Source organism: Lewinellaceae bacterium (assembly GCA_020636105.1).
Lineage (GTDB): Bacteria > Bacteroidota > Bacteroidia > Chitinophagales > Saprospiraceae > BCD1.
In genome coordinates, this window is record JACJYL010000002.1 from 209,249 (window position 1) to 226,726 (window position 17,478).

Genomic DNA, 17,478 nt, shown 5'->3' on the forward strand with positions numbered 1-17,478 from the left:
TTTCTTACGCAACAACCTTGCGTCCCCCTAAAAACCCCCACAATTTCCTGACTTTAGCAAAATTGTAGCCGATTCCATTTCCGCAGCGGTCCCTTTCTTGATAATCATTTAAAGCTGACTTCAACTGCTTCTCCCCGGTAAACAATACTCAGGCCTGTTTTTAACTCCGGATCAAAACCCATGGGTGTTTCCTGGCTGATGTAAACAATATTAAACCGTTGCTCCGCAGGCATTCCGTCATAACGACCTTCCCGCTGCCCGATCTTCAGCATGCCGTTTTTTTCATCGTAGGAAATGATGACTTTGGAACAGGAACCATTTTCATAGTTATAGTTGATTCCTTCATCGTTATACAACATAAAAACAGCATCGTCACCCGCATACACAAACAAGGTGATCAGGGTATCCGGTTTTTGATTGGTAAACTGAATCTCCTGTCCTGCCGGAATGATCGAACCGGCTTTGACAAAAAGTGGAATCCGGGTATAATCAGCTTGGGCTTCAACAGTTTGCCCTCCTTCCAGGTAGGCACCGGTATAAAAATCATACCACCCCTGCCCTGCCGGCAGATAAACGTCCCTTTTCCTGGCACCGTATTCCGTTACGGGATTTACCAGTAAGGAAGGACCAAACATGAACTGGTTATCGATATTTAGGACCTTTTTATCATTCGGAAAGTCCATTACCAATCCGCGCATGATGGTATAGTCATCAAAATAAGTTTTAGCGGCGATAGCATAAATATAAGGCATCAGGCGATAGCGTAATTTGTTGTAATAAAGCATAGACTGGTAGGCCGGATGATCTTCCTGCGCTATGTTAAAGACTTCCCTGTAGGGAAACTGCCCATGAACCCTGAAAACAGGGCAAAAGCTTCCAAATTGAAACCATCTGGTATTCAATTCTCTCCATTCATCCAGGTTTTCTTTTGTAGGCGTATCTCCATAAGCACCATACCTTGTTTCCAGCGCAAATCCCCCGATATCCATTGTCCAGTATGGAATTCCGGAGAGGCAAAAATTCACTCCTGCTGAAATCTGATCCCGCATATCACTCCACCTTGAGACAATGTCTCCGCTCCAGGTAACGGCTCCGTAGCGCTGCTGGCCCGCATAAGCCGAACGGGTGAGAATGAAGGCCCGCTGATTCGGAGCGGCCTGCCGTTGCGATTCATAAATACCCCTGGAGTTCATCAGGGAAAATCCATTGAAAAATAGTTCTCCCGGGCCAAGGGCGGTAGGGTTCATGTTGAGTTTGCGCTCGGCAATACTTATATTGGAATGCATATCGGGTTCTGTTGCGTCCAGCCACCAGGCATCAAAGCCTTTGCTGAACAACTGCTCATTGATCTGGCTCCAGAACATATCTCTCGCTCCAGCATTGAAAGCATCGTAAAATGTACTCTCATAACCGGGGCCTACCCAGTCTTTGCGCGCTTTTTCGATGTTGCGCCGGTACAAATATCCTTTTTCATTCATTTCATTGAAGTGATCCGTCCCCTTGTAATATTTGGGCCATACCGAAATCATGATGTGGGCATTAAGGTCATCATGTAACGTCTGTGTCATAGCTGCCGCATCAGGGAAGCGAGAAAGATCCATCTCATGCGACCCCCATTGGTCTTCGGGCCAGTAAAACCAATCGAGCACTATATTGTCAATAGGAATCTGCTTTTGTCTGAAGGTGCGCACCACATCCAGTAATTCTTCCTGGGTTTTATACCGCTCCCGGCTCTGCCAGAAACCCAGTGCCCATTTCGGCAAAATGGGGGCTTTGCCCGTCACTTTACGGTAACCGCTGACAACCTCATCAGCATTATTGCCATGAATAAAATAATAGTCGATCTCCCGACCGGATTCCGAAGCAAGGGAAAGCTGGTTTTGTTCATTACCTTCCATCGGATCGAGGTGGGTCAAACTCATGTAACCCGCATCAGGTATCCATTCCACTTTTACCTGGTGCTGCTCGCCATTTTTTATATTGATCTCAAAGGGATTTGACCACGGATTCCAGTTTTGCCGCCACTTATCCATAACCAGTTTACCATCAACCCACAATTTAAAATAACTGGAGGCGTACAGCAGGAATTTGTGAAGCCCTTCTTCCTCAGCAGCAATGGCGCCTTCCCAAACAATTTTGGTGGCCTCTTTAGGCAATTGCTCATAACTTTCCGTCTCCAGAAACCGGAAGTCGATTTTATTTTCAACCTGTTTTTTCATTATCTTTTCACCTTGGAAATAAGTAGTGGTAAATCCACCGGGGTGGCCTTCAGCATCAAATAATAGCATATCCGATATCTGTCGATAATCCCTTGGATCTCCGAATTTGGTGATGGAATAATTGTCCCAAAGAATACCGTAATTTTTACTGGAATAAAGAAATGGCACGACGGAAACGATATTGTGCTGGGCAAGATCCACGTCTTTGCCTTTGTAATTCATATAACCGTGCTGGTGCTGCCCCAATCCGTAAAAAGCTTCATCGTCCGGAGCATTAAACATTTGTCTAACCCTGAACAGCCCGTCATTGATCCCGGAAGGAGTAAAAGTTTTTCCTCCCTCCGAAAGTTCTTCGAGCAGCACATTCCCATCCTGGTCTTCAAAAATGATGGCTCCGGTAGCCGTGGAGATTTTAGCCTTAATAGAAGGCGTGGACAGAACGACCATACCTTCCTTTTCCTCCGCCTTCCAGTCGTTGTAGTCGCTTTCCGGTAAAACAGACATCAGGCTTTCCACTTCCGAAAAAGCGGAAACGGGGCTGGCGGTCACCCTGATGATGTTTTCGTCGATCACGTTGAGGCGAAGTTTTTGAGCCTGGTTTTCAACCCCAAAGTCTATGGTCACGCCGTTCCCGGATTTTTGAAAGGAGGGCTGATGCAACGAACAACTGCAAAGGGATATCATTATTATGATAGCTGAAAAGAAAACATTCAAGTTGGTTTTCATGATAATGTAATACGTTGGTTAAAAAATGGTGCTATTTTATCGTCAGTCAGGAGTAAGGGATTTGAATTTGTAACTTTAATAAACGAAACAACTTTACAATAATCCCGGGCTGTCGTTCTAGGAAAACAACTTCGGAAAAAATGGCAACCCGGTAAATCAAGTCAGATCAACGCTTCAAAAAATTGTGTTTGAAATTTGAGCTAAAATAACAAAATGAATTCGAAACGAAAAACCATGCCTCATCCCGCATTTTTTAATTTAGCAAATTACTGAAAGTATTTAAAGTATATTGATCTCCAATTTGAATGCTTCCGGATTTAGAAGAAAAAAATAATGCCCTCCAAATCATTTTTATATTTGATAATTCTAAAAGTCAAGCTACATTTGCTGTGCAAAACGAAAAAACCTTGCTCCTACCCAAGAACATTCATTTAAACCGGGCAACTCCAGATCTTTATTCAATATTTTTTCCGGGCAGACCATTTTCCTTTAAAACCTCTGTGGATTTAAAGTTAAAAAGTCGACTCACCATGTAAAACAACAAAATTAAAGCACATTAGAAATGACGAGAAAAATTTTGATCTTGATGTTATCCTTCGGCTTATGGACCAGTTCCGTTGACGCTCAGGATTTTCCTTTGAAATTAAAAAACGGAGACATCCCTTTACGCCAGCTCGTAAACCCCAAATTACAGGAAAACCTGGAAAAAACCTTAGGCGGTCACGATCATTGGAAAACACTCATCAGCCAGAAAAAAATGGCCGTTGGCGTGGTGGATCTAAGGGACCTGAACAACATTAAGTTTGCAAGCATCAACGGCAATGAAATGATGTATGCCGCCAGCTTGCCCAAAATTGCTGTTTTACTGGCCGCCATGGATGCCATGGATAAGGGCGAGCTCGCCGAAACACCCGAGATAAAAACCGATCTCAAACTGATGATCAGCAAATCCGACAACCAGGCGACCACCAGAATGATCGACCGATTGGGATACCAAAAAATCGAAGACGTCCTCACTAGTGAACGTTATGCCCTATACGACGAAAATTACGGGGGCGGACTCTGGGTAGGAAAACGTTATGCAGCAGGAGGCCCCACCAACCGAGAGCCAATGAAAAACCTGAGCCACGCCGCTACCGTGACACAAGTTTGCCGTTTTTATTATCTCATGTTCCAGGGCAAATTGGTGAATGAGAAACGATCCAAACAAATGATGAGCATCATGGAAAACCCTGCACTGCATCATAAGTTCGTCAATACCCTCGACCAGATTGCGCCCCAGGCAAGATTATACCGCAAATCGGGTTCATGGAAAACCTATCATTCCGATTCTATTCTCGTGTGGGGGAATTCCCCAAACAGGAGATACATCCTTGTGGCCCTTATCGATGCCCCTGATGGTGAACAGATCATAAGAGATTTGGTGATCCCCATAGAAAAAGTACTCAATACCAGCAATTAGGCTAAAAAAGCCTACCTTTAAGACCTAAGGATTTTTTAAGCATTACCTCTAAACCTCATGTAAAACTTATGTAGCCAGGAAGTTTTACCGCTTCTACAGGGGTCAAGCGGCACCAAATTAGCTGTCATCGATGATTAGAAATACGGTCAAAAAGTTGTTCGATATCAGGGACGGGGAGTTAAGAATTACCTTTCTGATGCTGACCTATATCTTTTTGATTATAGCCACCTTGCTGATCATTAAGCCAACCGTAAATTCATTATTCGTCTCTGAACTGGGGGCTGACAGCCTTCCTTTCGGATATTTACTCGTGGCCGTAAGTGCCGTATTTTCTTCCTATTTCTATACCCGGGCCACCGAATATTTTTCCCTGTATTACATCATTCGTTTTTTCCTGGGATTTACCATTATTTCCCTGATATTTTTGGGTGTTTTCCTGCACCTCGGAAAAATGCAGGGATGGGTGCTTTATGTATTTTATGTGGGCGTTGCCATTTACGCGGTATTAGTCACCTCCCAGTTTTGGGTACTGGCCAACCTTGTTTTTAACGTAAGAGAAGCCAAAAGACTCTTTGGCTTTATTGGGGCAGGAGCCATAACCGGTGGCATTTTTGGCGGGTACCTTACGACGATTCTGGCCCCCCTGATCGGCAATGAAAACCTGGTATTTTTGGCGGCTTTGCTCATTCTATTGTGTTTTCCCATCCTAAAAATTATATGGCATGAAAAAGTGGGGGACCTCAACAGTTTCAAGCAGAGAAAAAGGATGCCTGAAAAAACGGAGTACCCCTTCAAGCTCATCCGGAATTCAAAACACCTCAGTTACCTCGCCGGGATCATCGGAATAGGAGTCATTACCGCCAGGTTGATCGACTACCAATTCAGCGATATTGCCGTACAAAAAATACCCGATAGTGATGAACTTACTTCCTTTTTCGCCTTCTGGTTATCCACTTTCAATGTCATTTCATTATTGATCCAACTCTTTATCACCCGGAGGATCGTTGGTGTTTGGGGAGTGGGATTTTCCCTGTTATTACTACCCGCTGCTATTTTTCTGGGGGTTTTACTATTTTTTGTTTTTCCTGAATTATGGGTGGTCATTTTGCTTAAAGCAGCTGACGGAAGCCTCAAACAATCAATCAATAAATCCGCTGTGGAATTATTGGTACTGCCATTGCCTTTTCAACTAAAAAACAAAACCAAATCTTTCATTGATGTGGTGGTTGACAGCGTGGCCACGGGGATTGCAGGGTTCCTGCTCATATTTTTCATTAAAGGACTAGAGGTGCCCACTTTTTATATAACTGCTTTAATTTTACTGCTCTCTCTCGTCTGGGGTTACTTTGTCATGAAAGCCAGGAAGGAATACTTCGTCTCTTTTAGAAAAAACCTGGACAACCTTTCTTCCAGGGTGGTCAAAAAAACCAAACAAGTCTCCAAAGAATCCTTTCTCAACGGCATGATCAATGTTTTTAATAACGGAACCGAAAGAGAAATCCTTTTCATGTTGGGCAAAACCCAGGAAATTAACGATAAACGGTTCACGGATACCATCACAAAATTGTTGCATCATCCCTCTAACGCCGTGAAGGCCGAGGCCCTGCGCAACCTTTATTTCCTGAATGATCAAAGCATAGTCATGGAGGTACAGGAACTCCTTTTTATCCAGGATGAGGAAGTTGTCCTGGCCGCTTTGGAGTATTTATTACTGCATGCGGTTAAAAACGAAGATGTGGTCTTTGACGCTTATCTCGATCATCCCAACCCTTACATTTCAGGGGCGGCGTTGTTTTGCCTGGCCAAAGAAACACGCGGCAACAACACCTTAAAAAAGAAATACAAGCTAAAAAAACGGCTGAAAGAAAAGGCGCTTGAATTAGAAAAATTACCCGAGGAAGAAAAACTTACTTCCTTGAAAAACCTAATTTCAATGGTGGGGTTCGCCGATCAAAAGGAAGGTTATTCCTATATTTTTGATGGATTGGATCACCCGGATTCTGGAGTAAGGGCCGCAGCTATACAGGCTGCAGGAAACACCCTGAACCCCATTTTTATCGACAAATTACTTTTACTGCTTGAAAATAAAAAATTTAGGGTAGAGGCGACTTCTGCTTTAACATTTTACGGAAAAGAAATGTTGAATGTGCTGAGTGATAAGGTACTGAATAATGAAGTATCCATGGAAGTCAGCAGATTGATCCCCCCCGTAATAGCCAAATTTAAAAATCAGGAAGCCATCAAAATGCTCCTTTCCATGCTCATTCACGCTGAAGATCTAACCGTGCGACTGGAATGTCTTCGCGCTTTGACCGGTTTGAAAAAGGAAGCACCCGCTCTTCACTTTGACAAAAAACAAATTGCCAAAACCATCCTGGAAGAATGTCAGCTTTATAATAAGACATTGAATGCCATGCATACTCAAATCATTGTTTATTACCTGAAACAAAAAAAACTTAAAAAAGCCTTTTACGGCAAGGAAATGGAAGCAAGAGAAAGCCTGCTGGAACTCCTGGAACGCCGACTCGACGCAGGACTCGAGCGAATTTTTAAACTTTTGGAATTACAGTACACTCCCAGGGATGTACAAATGGCTTACAATGGGATATTAAGCAGCGAACAGGAAAAAAGAACCCAGGCCATAGAATTTTTGGACAACCTGCTCAACCCAAACTTAAAAAGCATCCTCATTCCCATTATCGAATCCAGCGTGCTCGACACCTCCTCTGAAGAAGTGATAGAAATGATCCGCAAAAACAGGCATTCCGAATTTGAGTGTCTCCAGGATATTTTAAACGGAAGAGACCAGAAACTTAAATTGGCTGTCTTATTCCTTATTGAACAAAAAGCGGATCCTAAATATACCCGGCTAATCGAAAGCCTTCTCACGAATGATGACCCAAAGATCCGTAGTTTTGCCCAAAAAGCTTACGAGGCTTTGAATCCCACCACTTAATATTCAGTAGTCAGGAACAGGTTTTCAATACCCTTTGCTTCAGGTAAAGCAGGGTGGCTAATTCCCGTCACTTTTTGTTTCTGATGATTTTATCGATATTTCCCGCCAGGGACATGTGATCATTTGCCGAATTCTTACCTAATACATTGGTCATCAGGCAAACCATGTATTTCGTTCCGTCAGGATGCTCGACGATGGCTACGGAATTCATATAATTATACACGTTTCCCTGGTATTTGCCGCAATCGGGATTCTTGGTCTTGTCACATTTGTACAGGCTCCCCGACTTAAAATACACGGCCGCTTCCTTGAGTTGAGGGGCCTGAGCATACCGGATTCTCCTGTCAGTCATATACATCAGTCGCTTCATCTCAAGGCTTGACGCTTCGTCCACAATTTTGCCTTGCTCCAGTTGCACCAGCCATTTCATCAACCCGAAAGGGGTACCGATACTGCCACCTTTATCTCCTACGTAGTTGTTGGCCCCTTTTGTAAAAAAGCTACCCAGGCGCCATTCGTTTTCCGTGATACCCAGGTCACGAAGCGGAAGGTTTACTACATCATTGGCCAGGTCGGTGAGTTCCTTTCTTGGAGTTGTCTTAAAATAAGCATCCGCCTCACTTTCCGTAAGTTCCTCATAACGTTCCCCAAACGCTGCCATCAGCAGGACCTCGCGCCAAACCACACTGGCTGCCCCGTTATTGCTAACGGACAACATATGATCCACCCATTCATAAAGGGTGAACACATCGCTGGCCACCACCTGGCGTTTCACCAGTTTGTTGGTCTTAATGTCAAAAACAGGTACCGTATGCTCATCCGTCAGGGCCCATTGGCCTGCCCGGACTGATTTTGATTTCAAAATTTCGGTGCGATCCCTAAAGGAATCAGGACATATTTTTTCCAGCTGAACAAATAATCCCGTGAGCACGGCCAGTTTGCCGACACTTCCAGGCTGATATCCCCTTGTTTCATTTTGCTGGGCATAAAGCAGGGTATCCGGACGGGTCATATCGAGGACGGTTATCGAGTAACTTTTGTCCAGCCTTGGAAATAAAGCCTCAATTTTCTTTTGGAAGGCAGCATCCTTCACCAAAATGTATTGGAGCGAATCCTCGCTTCTTGAGGTGAGCTGGAGCTTGATGTCATTGATTGATTTAAAGGCTCCCTTGGGTAATCCGGCATCCGGCAGATCACCGGAGACGGAAAGCTGTAAGCGTTTCAGCCTTCTGATCCCGGTACTTTCGTAGCCATCAATGGGGTAATCAGTCGGTATGGAAAAGGCCATACAAACAAGCGCAAGGACCGCTATTTTTATTATTTTAGTAATCATGGTTATAATTTACCGGATAATTGAATTTCTTTCGATTTGTCCACTTTTGGCGTAATGGATTCGAGATATTCCGAGCCCAATGCCTTTTTATTCTCCACAAAAGGACGAATCTGGAACAACCACAATTTGTCCTCTTTAAAACCCAGTTCCACATCATAGGCTCCTGCATAGGAGGAACCCGTTCGTTCGGCATAAGTTCTCCTGATTTCGCCGGCAAATTCCTGGATTTCCTGGATATTTTTTTCACTGAGAATAGGTTTTTCAAAAGTGGAAAGTTTCTTAGCTGTTCCGCCTTTTTCGGGAAGTCGGTTGTGATAAGGTTCCCTGGCCGGAGCAATCAGTTGAAAACCACCACTTTCTTTTACCAGGTAAGATTCTGCCGCCTGACCGTCAACGGCTCCGCCAGCTCCCCGGCTGAAGGCAATGGTCAGGTCATTATCATTTCCCGATACAATACCTTTTGTGATCATAACCCCTGAAAAATCGACATCCACAGAAGGAATAACGAGGATTGACGGAAATACGTTTTCAGGATTCAACAGGTATTTTTGTCTCCATTTAAAACTGCGTTCCGTATAAGGAGAAGCCCAGACATCTTTAATGCCCTGTAAGATTTTTTCTTTTTCAACGACATTGAATATCGTTAAATTGAGCCCGGCTCCGGTAAAATCCTTCAGGTCCTCCATATTGGTATCACTTCGGAGAAAAACGGGTACTGTTCCTAAAGGTTTTCCGAAGATGGATTGAAAATCCTTTTCTATTTCAGCCATAAAGTCCGGATTTAAAGGCATTTTTTTAATGGCTGCCCGTAAAATTTCCAGTTGCCCCAGTTGAAAAAGCTCTATTTCATTTTCTGCAATGCCCTGGTTACTTTGTGCATCAGCCTCAATGAACATATCGCTTAAGAACTGCCAGTAGGATTTATCCTGACCCGGCATAATCTGATCCATATGTTCCCTGAATATCCCGAAAGGAATGACAAAACCTTCGACCACTTTGTCCGGGAACATTTGCTTTAATTGCCCGAGGTTGGCCGCTTTGGGTCCGCAAAGTTTTCCTGAGTCTTTCGCATTCACCTCGCGCAGGTTCAAGGTCTTTTTTTGATCGAGCCGGATGGCTTCTACGGGCACGGCGATCTTTTCTTCCTTTCTCGATTGTTTGGCAAACAAGGACAATTCCTCCGGGGACATTTCCGTAGCCGGTTTTAGGATCACATTACCTTTATTGGACACTGCATAGAAAACTTTTGTCCCGTTAAAAGCCATTAAATCCTTAAGATTTTCATCAGACAATGCCGCGTTGGGAATGCCAAGATTCCGGGCCAACAGCTGCACATGGGAAACAATATTTCCCTCGGCCACCGTGGCAATGCCTGCTACCGGTTTTAAGTCCGAAGGGGGACGTTCAAATACGTAAATTTTATCCCCGTCGATTTTCACGCCTTCGGGAGAACCATTCACCACTACCAGTTCGCCATAGGCGTAACCAGGGTTTAGCCCCCGGAAAGAACTCTGGTTCCCCAGGTCCATCACTTTGTTGGTCAGGGAGGACTCCCTGGCAATAAAAGCCCCCAGTTCGCCGACACTTTTCCCCAATTGCAGAGAGACCGTAGAGCGAATGCGATCATCAATAAAACTATAGGCCTTTGGTTCAAAGCCGGTATACGTATTGACTTCCTCCTGATAAACGGCCTTTACCATACCAGTGCTCCATTCCACAAGACTCCTGGCTGCTTCGAGTTTATCGGTCAGTTCACCAAGTGTAAGACTCTCGGTGGAAGAGGGTTTTAAAACTCCTTTCACCTGGTCCCATTCCCAAAATTCAATGGATCCAGATCCCGTAGCGGCCATACTTAAAGCATAGATTTTTTCCAATTGCTGACGTACGGTGGTCGGATTCCACAAGGCAGCCTGTTTAAAGACAATGGTCTCCAGCTGCGTTGCAATATCAAGTATCCGTAACCGCTGAACAGTATTTTTTTCATTGGGGAGTTGCTGGCGAATCTGAAAAAGTAAGCCCCCTGTTGCCGTAGTGAGCGAAGCAGGGGTTGTGTTTTCGCTATACTCTTGAACATAGGATTTAAGGGTTTCCACAAGGGGTGTTTTAACCCTGAGAGCATTGACCTTTTTTCCGATGGATTTAAGATCAACAGGTTGGTGAAACTTCGTCATGGTCGCCACCAGCTCATCCATTTTTTTGGAAATATCGGTGTTCAACCTCGATTCATGCTCTTTCCTGAACTGGATAACCTTCTCAATATCAACCGCCTCGGGATTGTTGTGGATCTTTACCCTGAGGTCCATAAATTTGGGATAAAGATCTGAGATCACTTTGGATTGTGCCCGCATCAATTGGGAGGTATTATCATCTGCCTGGTGTGGAATATCCTTAAGGGATTGCATGACCATAAAATATTCACTCCGGATCACCTCATCTTTGGCCAGCAACCAGGAAAAAAAGTTCATTCCCCACTCCTGTTCATCTTCAATCTGCACCGCACCCCGGTAAAATTGTCCTTTTTGATTGACCCAGCCATCATCTATGGAGGCCAGGTATTTACCCAGTTGATATTGTTTCAACCTTGAATGGTTATTGGAAGCATCCCAGAATGCCTCCTTTTCCGTAGGGGTCAGAATTTGTCCTAAAAAAATATGGTTGCTTTTCCAAAGAGAAGTCACCTCATCCTTGTAGGTAGCGTGCTGAACACCTCCCCCCAGCGAATCAGGACAGGGATCTTTTGGCTGCCGGATGCTGCCGTCTTTGCAGAACCACCTAATGCTTTTGTAGGTTCCGCGAGTATCGAGTTTATAAGCCGCGATCCGCGCTGCGATCTTTTCATTGGTTACAGGAGTCTGTCCGTTGATGACGTTTGAAAATCCAGGGGCAAAACCTGCAATTAAAAGGAATAATAGTATTTTTCTCATGGTATATTTTTTATCCACTTATAAGACTCCACTTATGGTCCACAGTAACCTTAAATAGAATTTATTATTTTCCAGGGATTGCTTCCAGGAAAGAAACCTTTGAACGCACCCGGCGATCAAGGCTTTTTTGTGATCAGTAAAAATTCATCCCTCGCCTCCTTCCGAATGCCGGGGAGGACGTCATGTGATTTTTGTTGATCCCTAGTTTGACTGCAAAAAATCGGATTAAGAGGTATCGTCTTAATTAAGCAACACTACGATGCCCGTAACCCCGAATTTTGGGCAAGTATCCCTCAAATAGTTGTTGGCCTCGTACTGGGTTTTGAAGGGCCCCAAAAACATCCTTGTGACCGATTCATTCGGGCGGGTGGATCCTTTTTGCAGGTAAAGGTATTTCATGCCCTTCCTTTGAAGGTCCACAAGGGTCCGCTGCGCATTGGATTCCAAAGTATAGGCGCCCAATTGGATAAAATAGCCTGTTTGTCCCAAGGGTAAATATTTTACGGCTTCAGTCTCCTGTGTGGTGGCAACATTATTTACCGCAGGCGGGGCCGAATAAGTTCTAGGGCTTTCTTTTGGCACCTGTTGGGCTTGCCGGGGCTGTGGTGTTACCTGGGTATTAGCCGGCGAAGTTTCCCCCTTGGCTACGAGTTTATCCCGGGGGGTAGCAATAATCTTACGGGGGGCATTATCATAACTAACCGGATCACGTCCCGTAACATCTGACCAGGTACTCAATACTTTTGGGTTGGTTCGGGAAAACCCCACCACCTGAACATTAACCATCTTTTTTCCCGCTTTGATCAGGTCTAACCTTTCTGCCGCAATCCTGGAAATATCCACTACACAACCTTCACAGAAAGTACCCCGGTCGTTGACCCGAACAATTACAGACATATCGTTATCCTGTCGGGTGACCTTTAACAAGGTGCCAAAGGGATGCGTCTTATGAGCACAGGTAAGTTCCTGCTGGCTGAAGACCTCGCCGGAGGCTGTTTGCCGGCCATTGAGATAATCAGCATAATAAATGGCATAGCCTGTTTCGTAATTGGATTGTGCGGTAAGGTTATAAAAAAACACCCCCGCCAAAAGAAAAGAAAAAAAATATTTCATAGATCGGTAATTGAAGTAATGTTCTTACATAGTTTAACAGGATGGCAAACCTGAATTTTATATAAAACCAGAATCGGCAGCCTTTTAGCTACACATAAGGTAAGCCCCTGACTTACAAAGTTACACAATAAGCATTCAAGATGCAAAACAAGAATTATCTTTAGGCTTTTTACCGAAATAAAGATTGATCAGAAAAGAATAAATGCTCGAATTTACGCCGAATATTATAGATCACATTCTCATTTTCATTATTGGCATTCTTCTGCCTTTAAGGTCTGTGAAGGCCCAGGATATGTTGAAAAAAATAACCTTCACCCCCATAATGAAAAGCAGATTGTACCTGGGTAATAGCCTGAGTTTATGGATCATGGCAGGCATTCTGGCGGGCATCAACTGGTTTATGGGCCGGCCTCCCGTCGATTTTGGTTTACACTGGCCGCCAGCGTCCTTGAATTCCTATGCTTTCTGGGCCCTTGGAGGATTTGTCCTTTTATACGGTTTTGACCTGGTTTATGAAACGAGCTTCCCGAAAACACGAAAAAAAACCATAACCGAGTGGCAGGAAAATATTCCTTTTTTGCCGGTTTCATTCGGGGAATTCAAGCAATTCATCCCGTTGGCGCTCACGGCCGGAATTTGCGAGGAATTTATCTTCCGAGGTTATTTTATTACCTATTTTTATAATCTGGTCGGCCAGAATTTCGCCTATCTCGCCATTATCATCCCTACCCTCATTTTTGCGCTGGTGCACCAATACCAGGGCAAAAAAGCCATGATCAAAATATTTTTTATGGCCATTTTTTTTGGACTGATCTACTATTTTACAGGCTCATTGTGGCAAGTGATGCTCCTCCATTTTTTCGTCGATCTGATCGGTGGTTTTTTAGCTTGGCAACTGCTGAAAAATGCTCCCGCACCTTCGAAACCCGTCATGGACGATGAAGGATTCCAGGAATATCCTCCCGAAATTTCCGATGAAAACTCCGGATTCCCGGAAAATGAGGAAGACTAAAAAAGGTTTCCACATGCCAGGAGGAAAAGAAAACCACATTTTAGTTCATATTCCATTTCATCCTTGTGTCCTGCTATCCTTTCACTCCTTCCAAAATTTCGCTTCAATTTTCTCAGCCAATACCCGCGCATGCCCTTCCCTGGATTCAAAAGACCATCCCCCGATATGGGGCGAAAGCACCACGTTCTCCGCCTGTTGCAGATAATGAAAAGGGGCAGGCAAATGATCAAAGTCCAGGAATTCGAAGGAAGTTTCCTCATACTCCAGCACATCCAGTGCGGCTCCCCTCACCTTACCGGTTTTCAGGTGCTCCACCAAAGCGGCCGTATCTAACACCAAGCCACGAGCGGTATTCACCAGGAAAATGGGTTTTTTAAAATTATGCAAAAAAGCATCATCCACAAAATGGTGATTGGAGGGCATATACGGAATGTGAAGGCTCAGTATATCACTTTTTTCAAAGAGCGTCTCCAGGCTTACCTCTCGAGCATTTTCGTCCCCATAACCGGTAAGATACTTATCGTAAGCGATCACCTCAGCTTCGAATCCTTTCAATCGCCGGGCAAAGGCGCGGCCCATATTTCCGTAACCCAAAATGCCAACGGTTTTGCCCTTGATCTCCCAGGCCCGGTTGGCTTCACGGAACCAATGACCTTCCCGAATCTGCCGGTCCCCCCTGGCCAGGTTGGCCATTAAAGCGATCAGCAAACCAATAGTATGTTCCCCTACCGCATCGCGGCTGCCCTCAGGAGAAGTGATCACCGTAATCCCCTTTTCCGCAGCGTATTCCAGGTCGATATGTTCGGTACCGACTCCTTCGCGGGCGACAAAGGAAAGATTTTTGGCTTGTTCCAGAAGAGACCTGTCCACCGCTACCCTGCTGCGGATCACAATACCGAAATAGGCATTTATTTTGGCTTCGAGCTCGGTTTTTGAACTTTCCTCATCCAGTTCACATTCAAAGCCCAGCTGGGTGAGTCTTTGCTCCAGGTAAGGATGGGCCTTATTGATAAACAGCACTTTACGCTTCATATTCATTTTTTTCATAAAAGGAAGTCAAGGTTTTTTTTGTCCAAATTTTCAAACAGTAATCCGGCTGTTCATCACTATTTAATTTCAAACCTGTCATTGTTAACAAAAAAATAACATCACTATTGGAGAATAAAATTATTAAAGTGTATATTTGTTTTCACCTTTTAAAAGATAAGGTTTTTTTACCAATGCAATATTTTGGAAATTAACTTTATCCCACAGCAACTTATCTCAATGGAAAACTTCATTTTGCGTGGATCAATCTCTGATTGAAGCGACACTCATAAATGCAAGTACCTGCTTATCTCCAAAACGATTACCCACAGTTTTCGGCGTATGCAAATATGCCCGTAATCATAATTAATCTGAAATAAAAACACGCCTTATTTTTTAATGTTTTAAAAAATAAGATTATGAGGTTGTTTTACACCATTATTCCAATTGTTTGCCTATTGGCCAACGTCGCTTTTTCACAAAACAATGACTGCATCAATGCCGAAGTTATTTGCAGCAGCAGTCAGATCGCCTACAATCCTGCCGGTCCCGGTGTGGATGATTTTGCTGACCCTGACAATGATTCCGGTTGTCTCATCGCGGATGAACACCAAAGTGCCTGGTACTATTTTGAATTCCGGTCGGACATGCCGCCCAACAGTATCCTCGAGTTTGTCATCAGCCCTTTAGCCGGAGCCGGTGAAGATTATGATTTCGCCATTTATGGCCCCGACCCGCATTGTGATAACCTGGGCGCGCCGGTTCGTTGTTCTTTTGCCAACAGCTTTTGTTTCTACTGTCCTGTGACCGGCCTCGGTAATGGCACCGTTGACGTCAGCGAACCACCCTCAGGAGATGGTTTTGTTGCACCTCTGGTCGTCCAGCCCGGCGAGGGGTATTACCTACTAGTGGATAATTACGACAACAGTTCCGAGGGATTTGAACTCACCTGGGGCGGTGGAGCCTCCGTTTATCTCGACTGTACCGCTACTCCGGAATGTAACATCCAGTTGTCACAGGAAGGGCCGCTCGATCTTTGCCCCTCACCTGCCGATGTAGCCATGCCCGTTTCCATCAGCGGGCTGGATGGCAATGAAACCTATCTATGGACCGCCACTGGCGGCGGATCGGCCTTTCTCTCGGCCACCAATGTGGGTGTACCTATGCTCAGTATTCCTCCCGGAACTTCAGGAAGTTTTGTTTATACGCTGACCGTTTCCAATCCGGCGTGCCAGAAGAGCATCGATATTACCGTCAACGTCACCGCATCCATTGGAATTACCATTACCGGTGATACGGAAGCCTGTGCCGGCGAACAAATATCACTATCCGTTCCCGGAACCTTTTCTTCCTACAATTGGTCATCCGGAGGGGCCGGATCAGGCATCAACGTCAACACTTCGGGTAGTTATTCGGTGCAGGTGACTGATGCCGCCGGTTGCGTGGGTTCCCAGTCGGTTACTGTCGTTTTCCACCCCTTGCCGACGCCACAAATTACTGGGGATCAGACCATTTGTGAAGGAGAGGTCGCTGCTTTCGATGCGGGCCCCGGGTATTCAGGGTATTCCTGGAGCAGCGGAGGCAACCAGCAAACCCTCTCTACCTCCGCGCCGGGGAACTTTTCGGTCACCGTCACAGATGACAACGGATGCCAGGGAAGTGATGCCATTTCCCTTCAGGTTTCCCCTCCACCGGCGGTGACCATAAGTGGAGACGCCTTCCTTTGCAAAGGGGAAAGCACGTCCCTTACCGCGACCCCGGGGATGGCGGCCTATTTATGGAGCACAGGAGCACAAACCCCCTCCATTGCCGTAACGAATGGAGGAACCTATGAGGTTGAAGTGACTGATCCAAACGGATGTTCAGGCAGTGGAGAAGTTGTGGTACAAATCTCAGACATCCAGGTGGAACTCACCAGGGAAGACCCTACCTGTTACGGGGATGCAAATGGTTTTATCCGCATCGATGATGTAAAAGGAGGTTTTCCTCCTTATCAGTATAGCTGGGATGGAGGATTATTCGGCCATACAAACATGTTGTCATCTCTTGGTTCCGGGGTTTACGCCCTTAACGTGGTAGATGCCGCCGGTTGTGAAGTGGAGCAGGACATCAACATTTTTGAAGGATTTGATCTTATCCTCGACCTTGGAGAAGACCGCTTTATCAAACTTGGAGAGGAAGTACACGTCAGTGCCCAGCTCAACATCCAGGAAGCAGAAATTTCAACCCTCACCTGGTCACCGGAAGGTCTTTTTGACTGCACAGGTTGTCTCGAGTTCGATTATTTTCCCCTGGGCACCACCACCATCAATGCTTTTGTGGAAGACCTTAGGGGCTGTAAAACCGAACACGAGGTCACTATTTTTGTAGACAAAGAGCGGGAAGTTTTTATTCCCAACGCCTTTTCCCCCAATGACGACGGGGTGAATGATATACTTATGATCTATGCAGGTAAGGATGTAGCCGAGATCAAAAGTTTTCGCATCTTCAACCGCTGGGGCAGCCCTGTTTTCGACCTCACAGGATTCCAGCCCAACGATCCGGCTTACGGCTGGAACGGAAAAACGACGGCAGAAATGAACTCCGCCACTTTCATCTACGCCGCTGAAGTGGAATTCATCGACGGAGCCACTAAGTTGTTTACCGGGGATTTTGTGTTGTTGCGGTAAACTGTATCCCAGACATTTGCCTGACTAAAACCGCGGAA

Annotated in this window: 9 protein-coding genes; 4 read left to right on the top strand and 5 right to left on the bottom strand. The window is 45.1% G+C overall.

Annotation, left to right across the window (positions count from 1 at the left end; genetic code table 11):
* Positions 1-104: 104 nt before the first annotated feature.
* Entirely contained in the window at positions 105-2,945 is a 2,841-nt protein-coding gene (locus H6571_18305; protein ID MCB9325696.1) for a DUF4968 domain-containing protein, read from the bottom strand.
* 562 nt (positions 2,946-3,507) lie between these two features.
* On the opposite strand from H6571_18305, the gene H6571_18310 reads away from it, so the two are divergent.
* Both H6571_18310 and H6571_18315 read left to right on the top strand, forming a co-directional pair.
* On the top strand, positions 3,508-4,407 hold the full coding sequence (locus tag H6571_18310; protein ID MCB9325697.1) for a serine hydrolase: 900 nt from the start codon (positions 3,508-3,510) through the stop codon (positions 4,405-4,407).
* Between the two features lie 130 nt (positions 4,408-4,537).
* On the top strand, positions 4,538-7,363 hold the full coding sequence (locus tag H6571_18315; protein MCB9325698.1) for a hypothetical protein: 2,826 nt from the start codon (positions 4,538-4,540) through the stop codon (positions 7,361-7,363).
* A 67-nt stretch (positions 7,364-7,430) separates the two neighbouring features.
* Here the strand turns inward: H6571_18315 and H6571_18320 are convergent, their stop codons facing one another.
* The 3 genes from H6571_18320 to H6571_18330 all read right to left on the bottom strand — a co-directional run bounded on the left by H6571_18320 (position 7,431) and on the right by H6571_18330 (position 12,733).
* Complete coding sequence (locus tag H6571_18320; protein MCB9325699.1) at positions 7,431-8,696, bottom strand: serine hydrolase; 1,266 nt, start codon at positions 8,694-8,696, stop codon at positions 7,431-7,433.
* 2 nt (positions 8,697-8,698) lie between these two features.
* Complete coding sequence (locus tag H6571_18325; GenBank protein ID MCB9325700.1) at positions 8,699-11,620, bottom strand: phosphoenolpyruvate synthase; 2,922 nt, start codon at positions 11,618-11,620, stop codon at positions 8,699-8,701.
* Positions 11,621-11,860: 240 nt separating this feature from the next.
* Positions 11,861-12,733: a septal ring lytic transglycosylase RlpA family protein gene (locus H6571_18330; GenBank protein ID MCB9325701.1), complete on the bottom strand. Its 873-nt coding sequence runs from the start codon at positions 12,731-12,733 to the stop codon at positions 11,861-11,863.
* A 202-nt stretch (positions 12,734-12,935) separates the two neighbouring features.
* Here H6571_18330 and H6571_18335 point away from each other — a divergent pair, with 202 nt between their 5' ends.
* Positions 12,936-13,745 (top strand): CPBP family intramembrane metalloprotease, encoded by an 810-nt coding sequence (locus H6571_18335; protein MCB9325702.1) that lies wholly within the window; start codon positions 12,936-12,938, stop codon positions 13,743-13,745.
* Between the two features lie 81 nt (positions 13,746-13,826).
* Here the strand turns inward: H6571_18335 and H6571_18340 are convergent, their stop codons facing one another.
* On the bottom strand, positions 13,827-14,777 hold the full coding sequence (locus H6571_18340; GenBank protein ID MCB9325703.1) for a hydroxyacid dehydrogenase: 951 nt from the start codon (positions 14,775-14,777) through the stop codon (positions 13,827-13,829).
* Between the two features lie 413 nt (positions 14,778-15,190).
* Here H6571_18340 and H6571_18345 point away from each other — a divergent pair, with 413 nt between their 5' ends.
* Positions 15,191-17,440 (top strand): gliding motility-associated C-terminal domain-containing protein, encoded by a 2,250-nt coding sequence (locus H6571_18345; protein ID MCB9325704.1) that lies wholly within the window; start codon positions 15,191-15,193, stop codon positions 17,438-17,440.
* Positions 17,441-17,478 lie beyond the last annotated feature (38 nt).

Coding starts and splice junctions, on each gene's coding strand:
- H6571_18345 (MCB9325704.1), top strand. CDS start 15,191: ATGAGGTTGTTTTACACCATTATTCCAATTGTTTGCCTATTGGCCAAC.
- H6571_18325 (MCB9325700.1), bottom strand. CDS start 11,620: ATGAGAAAAATACTATTATTCCTTTTAATTGCAGGTTTTGCCCCTGGA.
- H6571_18335 (MCB9325702.1), top strand. CDS start 12,936: ATGCTCGAATTTACGCCGAATATTATAGATCACATTCTCATTTTCATT.
- H6571_18315 (MCB9325698.1), top strand. CDS start 4,538: ATGATTAGAAATACGGTCAAAAAGTTGTTCGATATCAGGGACGGGGAG.
- H6571_18310 (MCB9325697.1), top strand. CDS start 3,508: ATGACGAGAAAAATTTTGATCTTGATGTTATCCTTCGGCTTATGGACC.
- H6571_18340 (MCB9325703.1), bottom strand. CDS start 14,777: ATGAAGCGTAAAGTGCTGTTTATCAATAAGGCCCATCCTTACCTGGAG.
- H6571_18330 (MCB9325701.1), bottom strand. CDS start 12,733: ATGAAATATTTTTTTTCTTTTCTTTTGGCGGGGGTGTTTTTTTATAAC.
- H6571_18320 (MCB9325699.1), bottom strand. CDS start 8,696: ATGATTACTAAAATAATAAAAATAGCGGTCCTTGCGCTTGTTTGTATG.
- H6571_18305 (MCB9325696.1), bottom strand. CDS start 2,945: ATGAAAACCAACTTGAATGTTTTCTTTTCAGCTATCATAATAATGATA.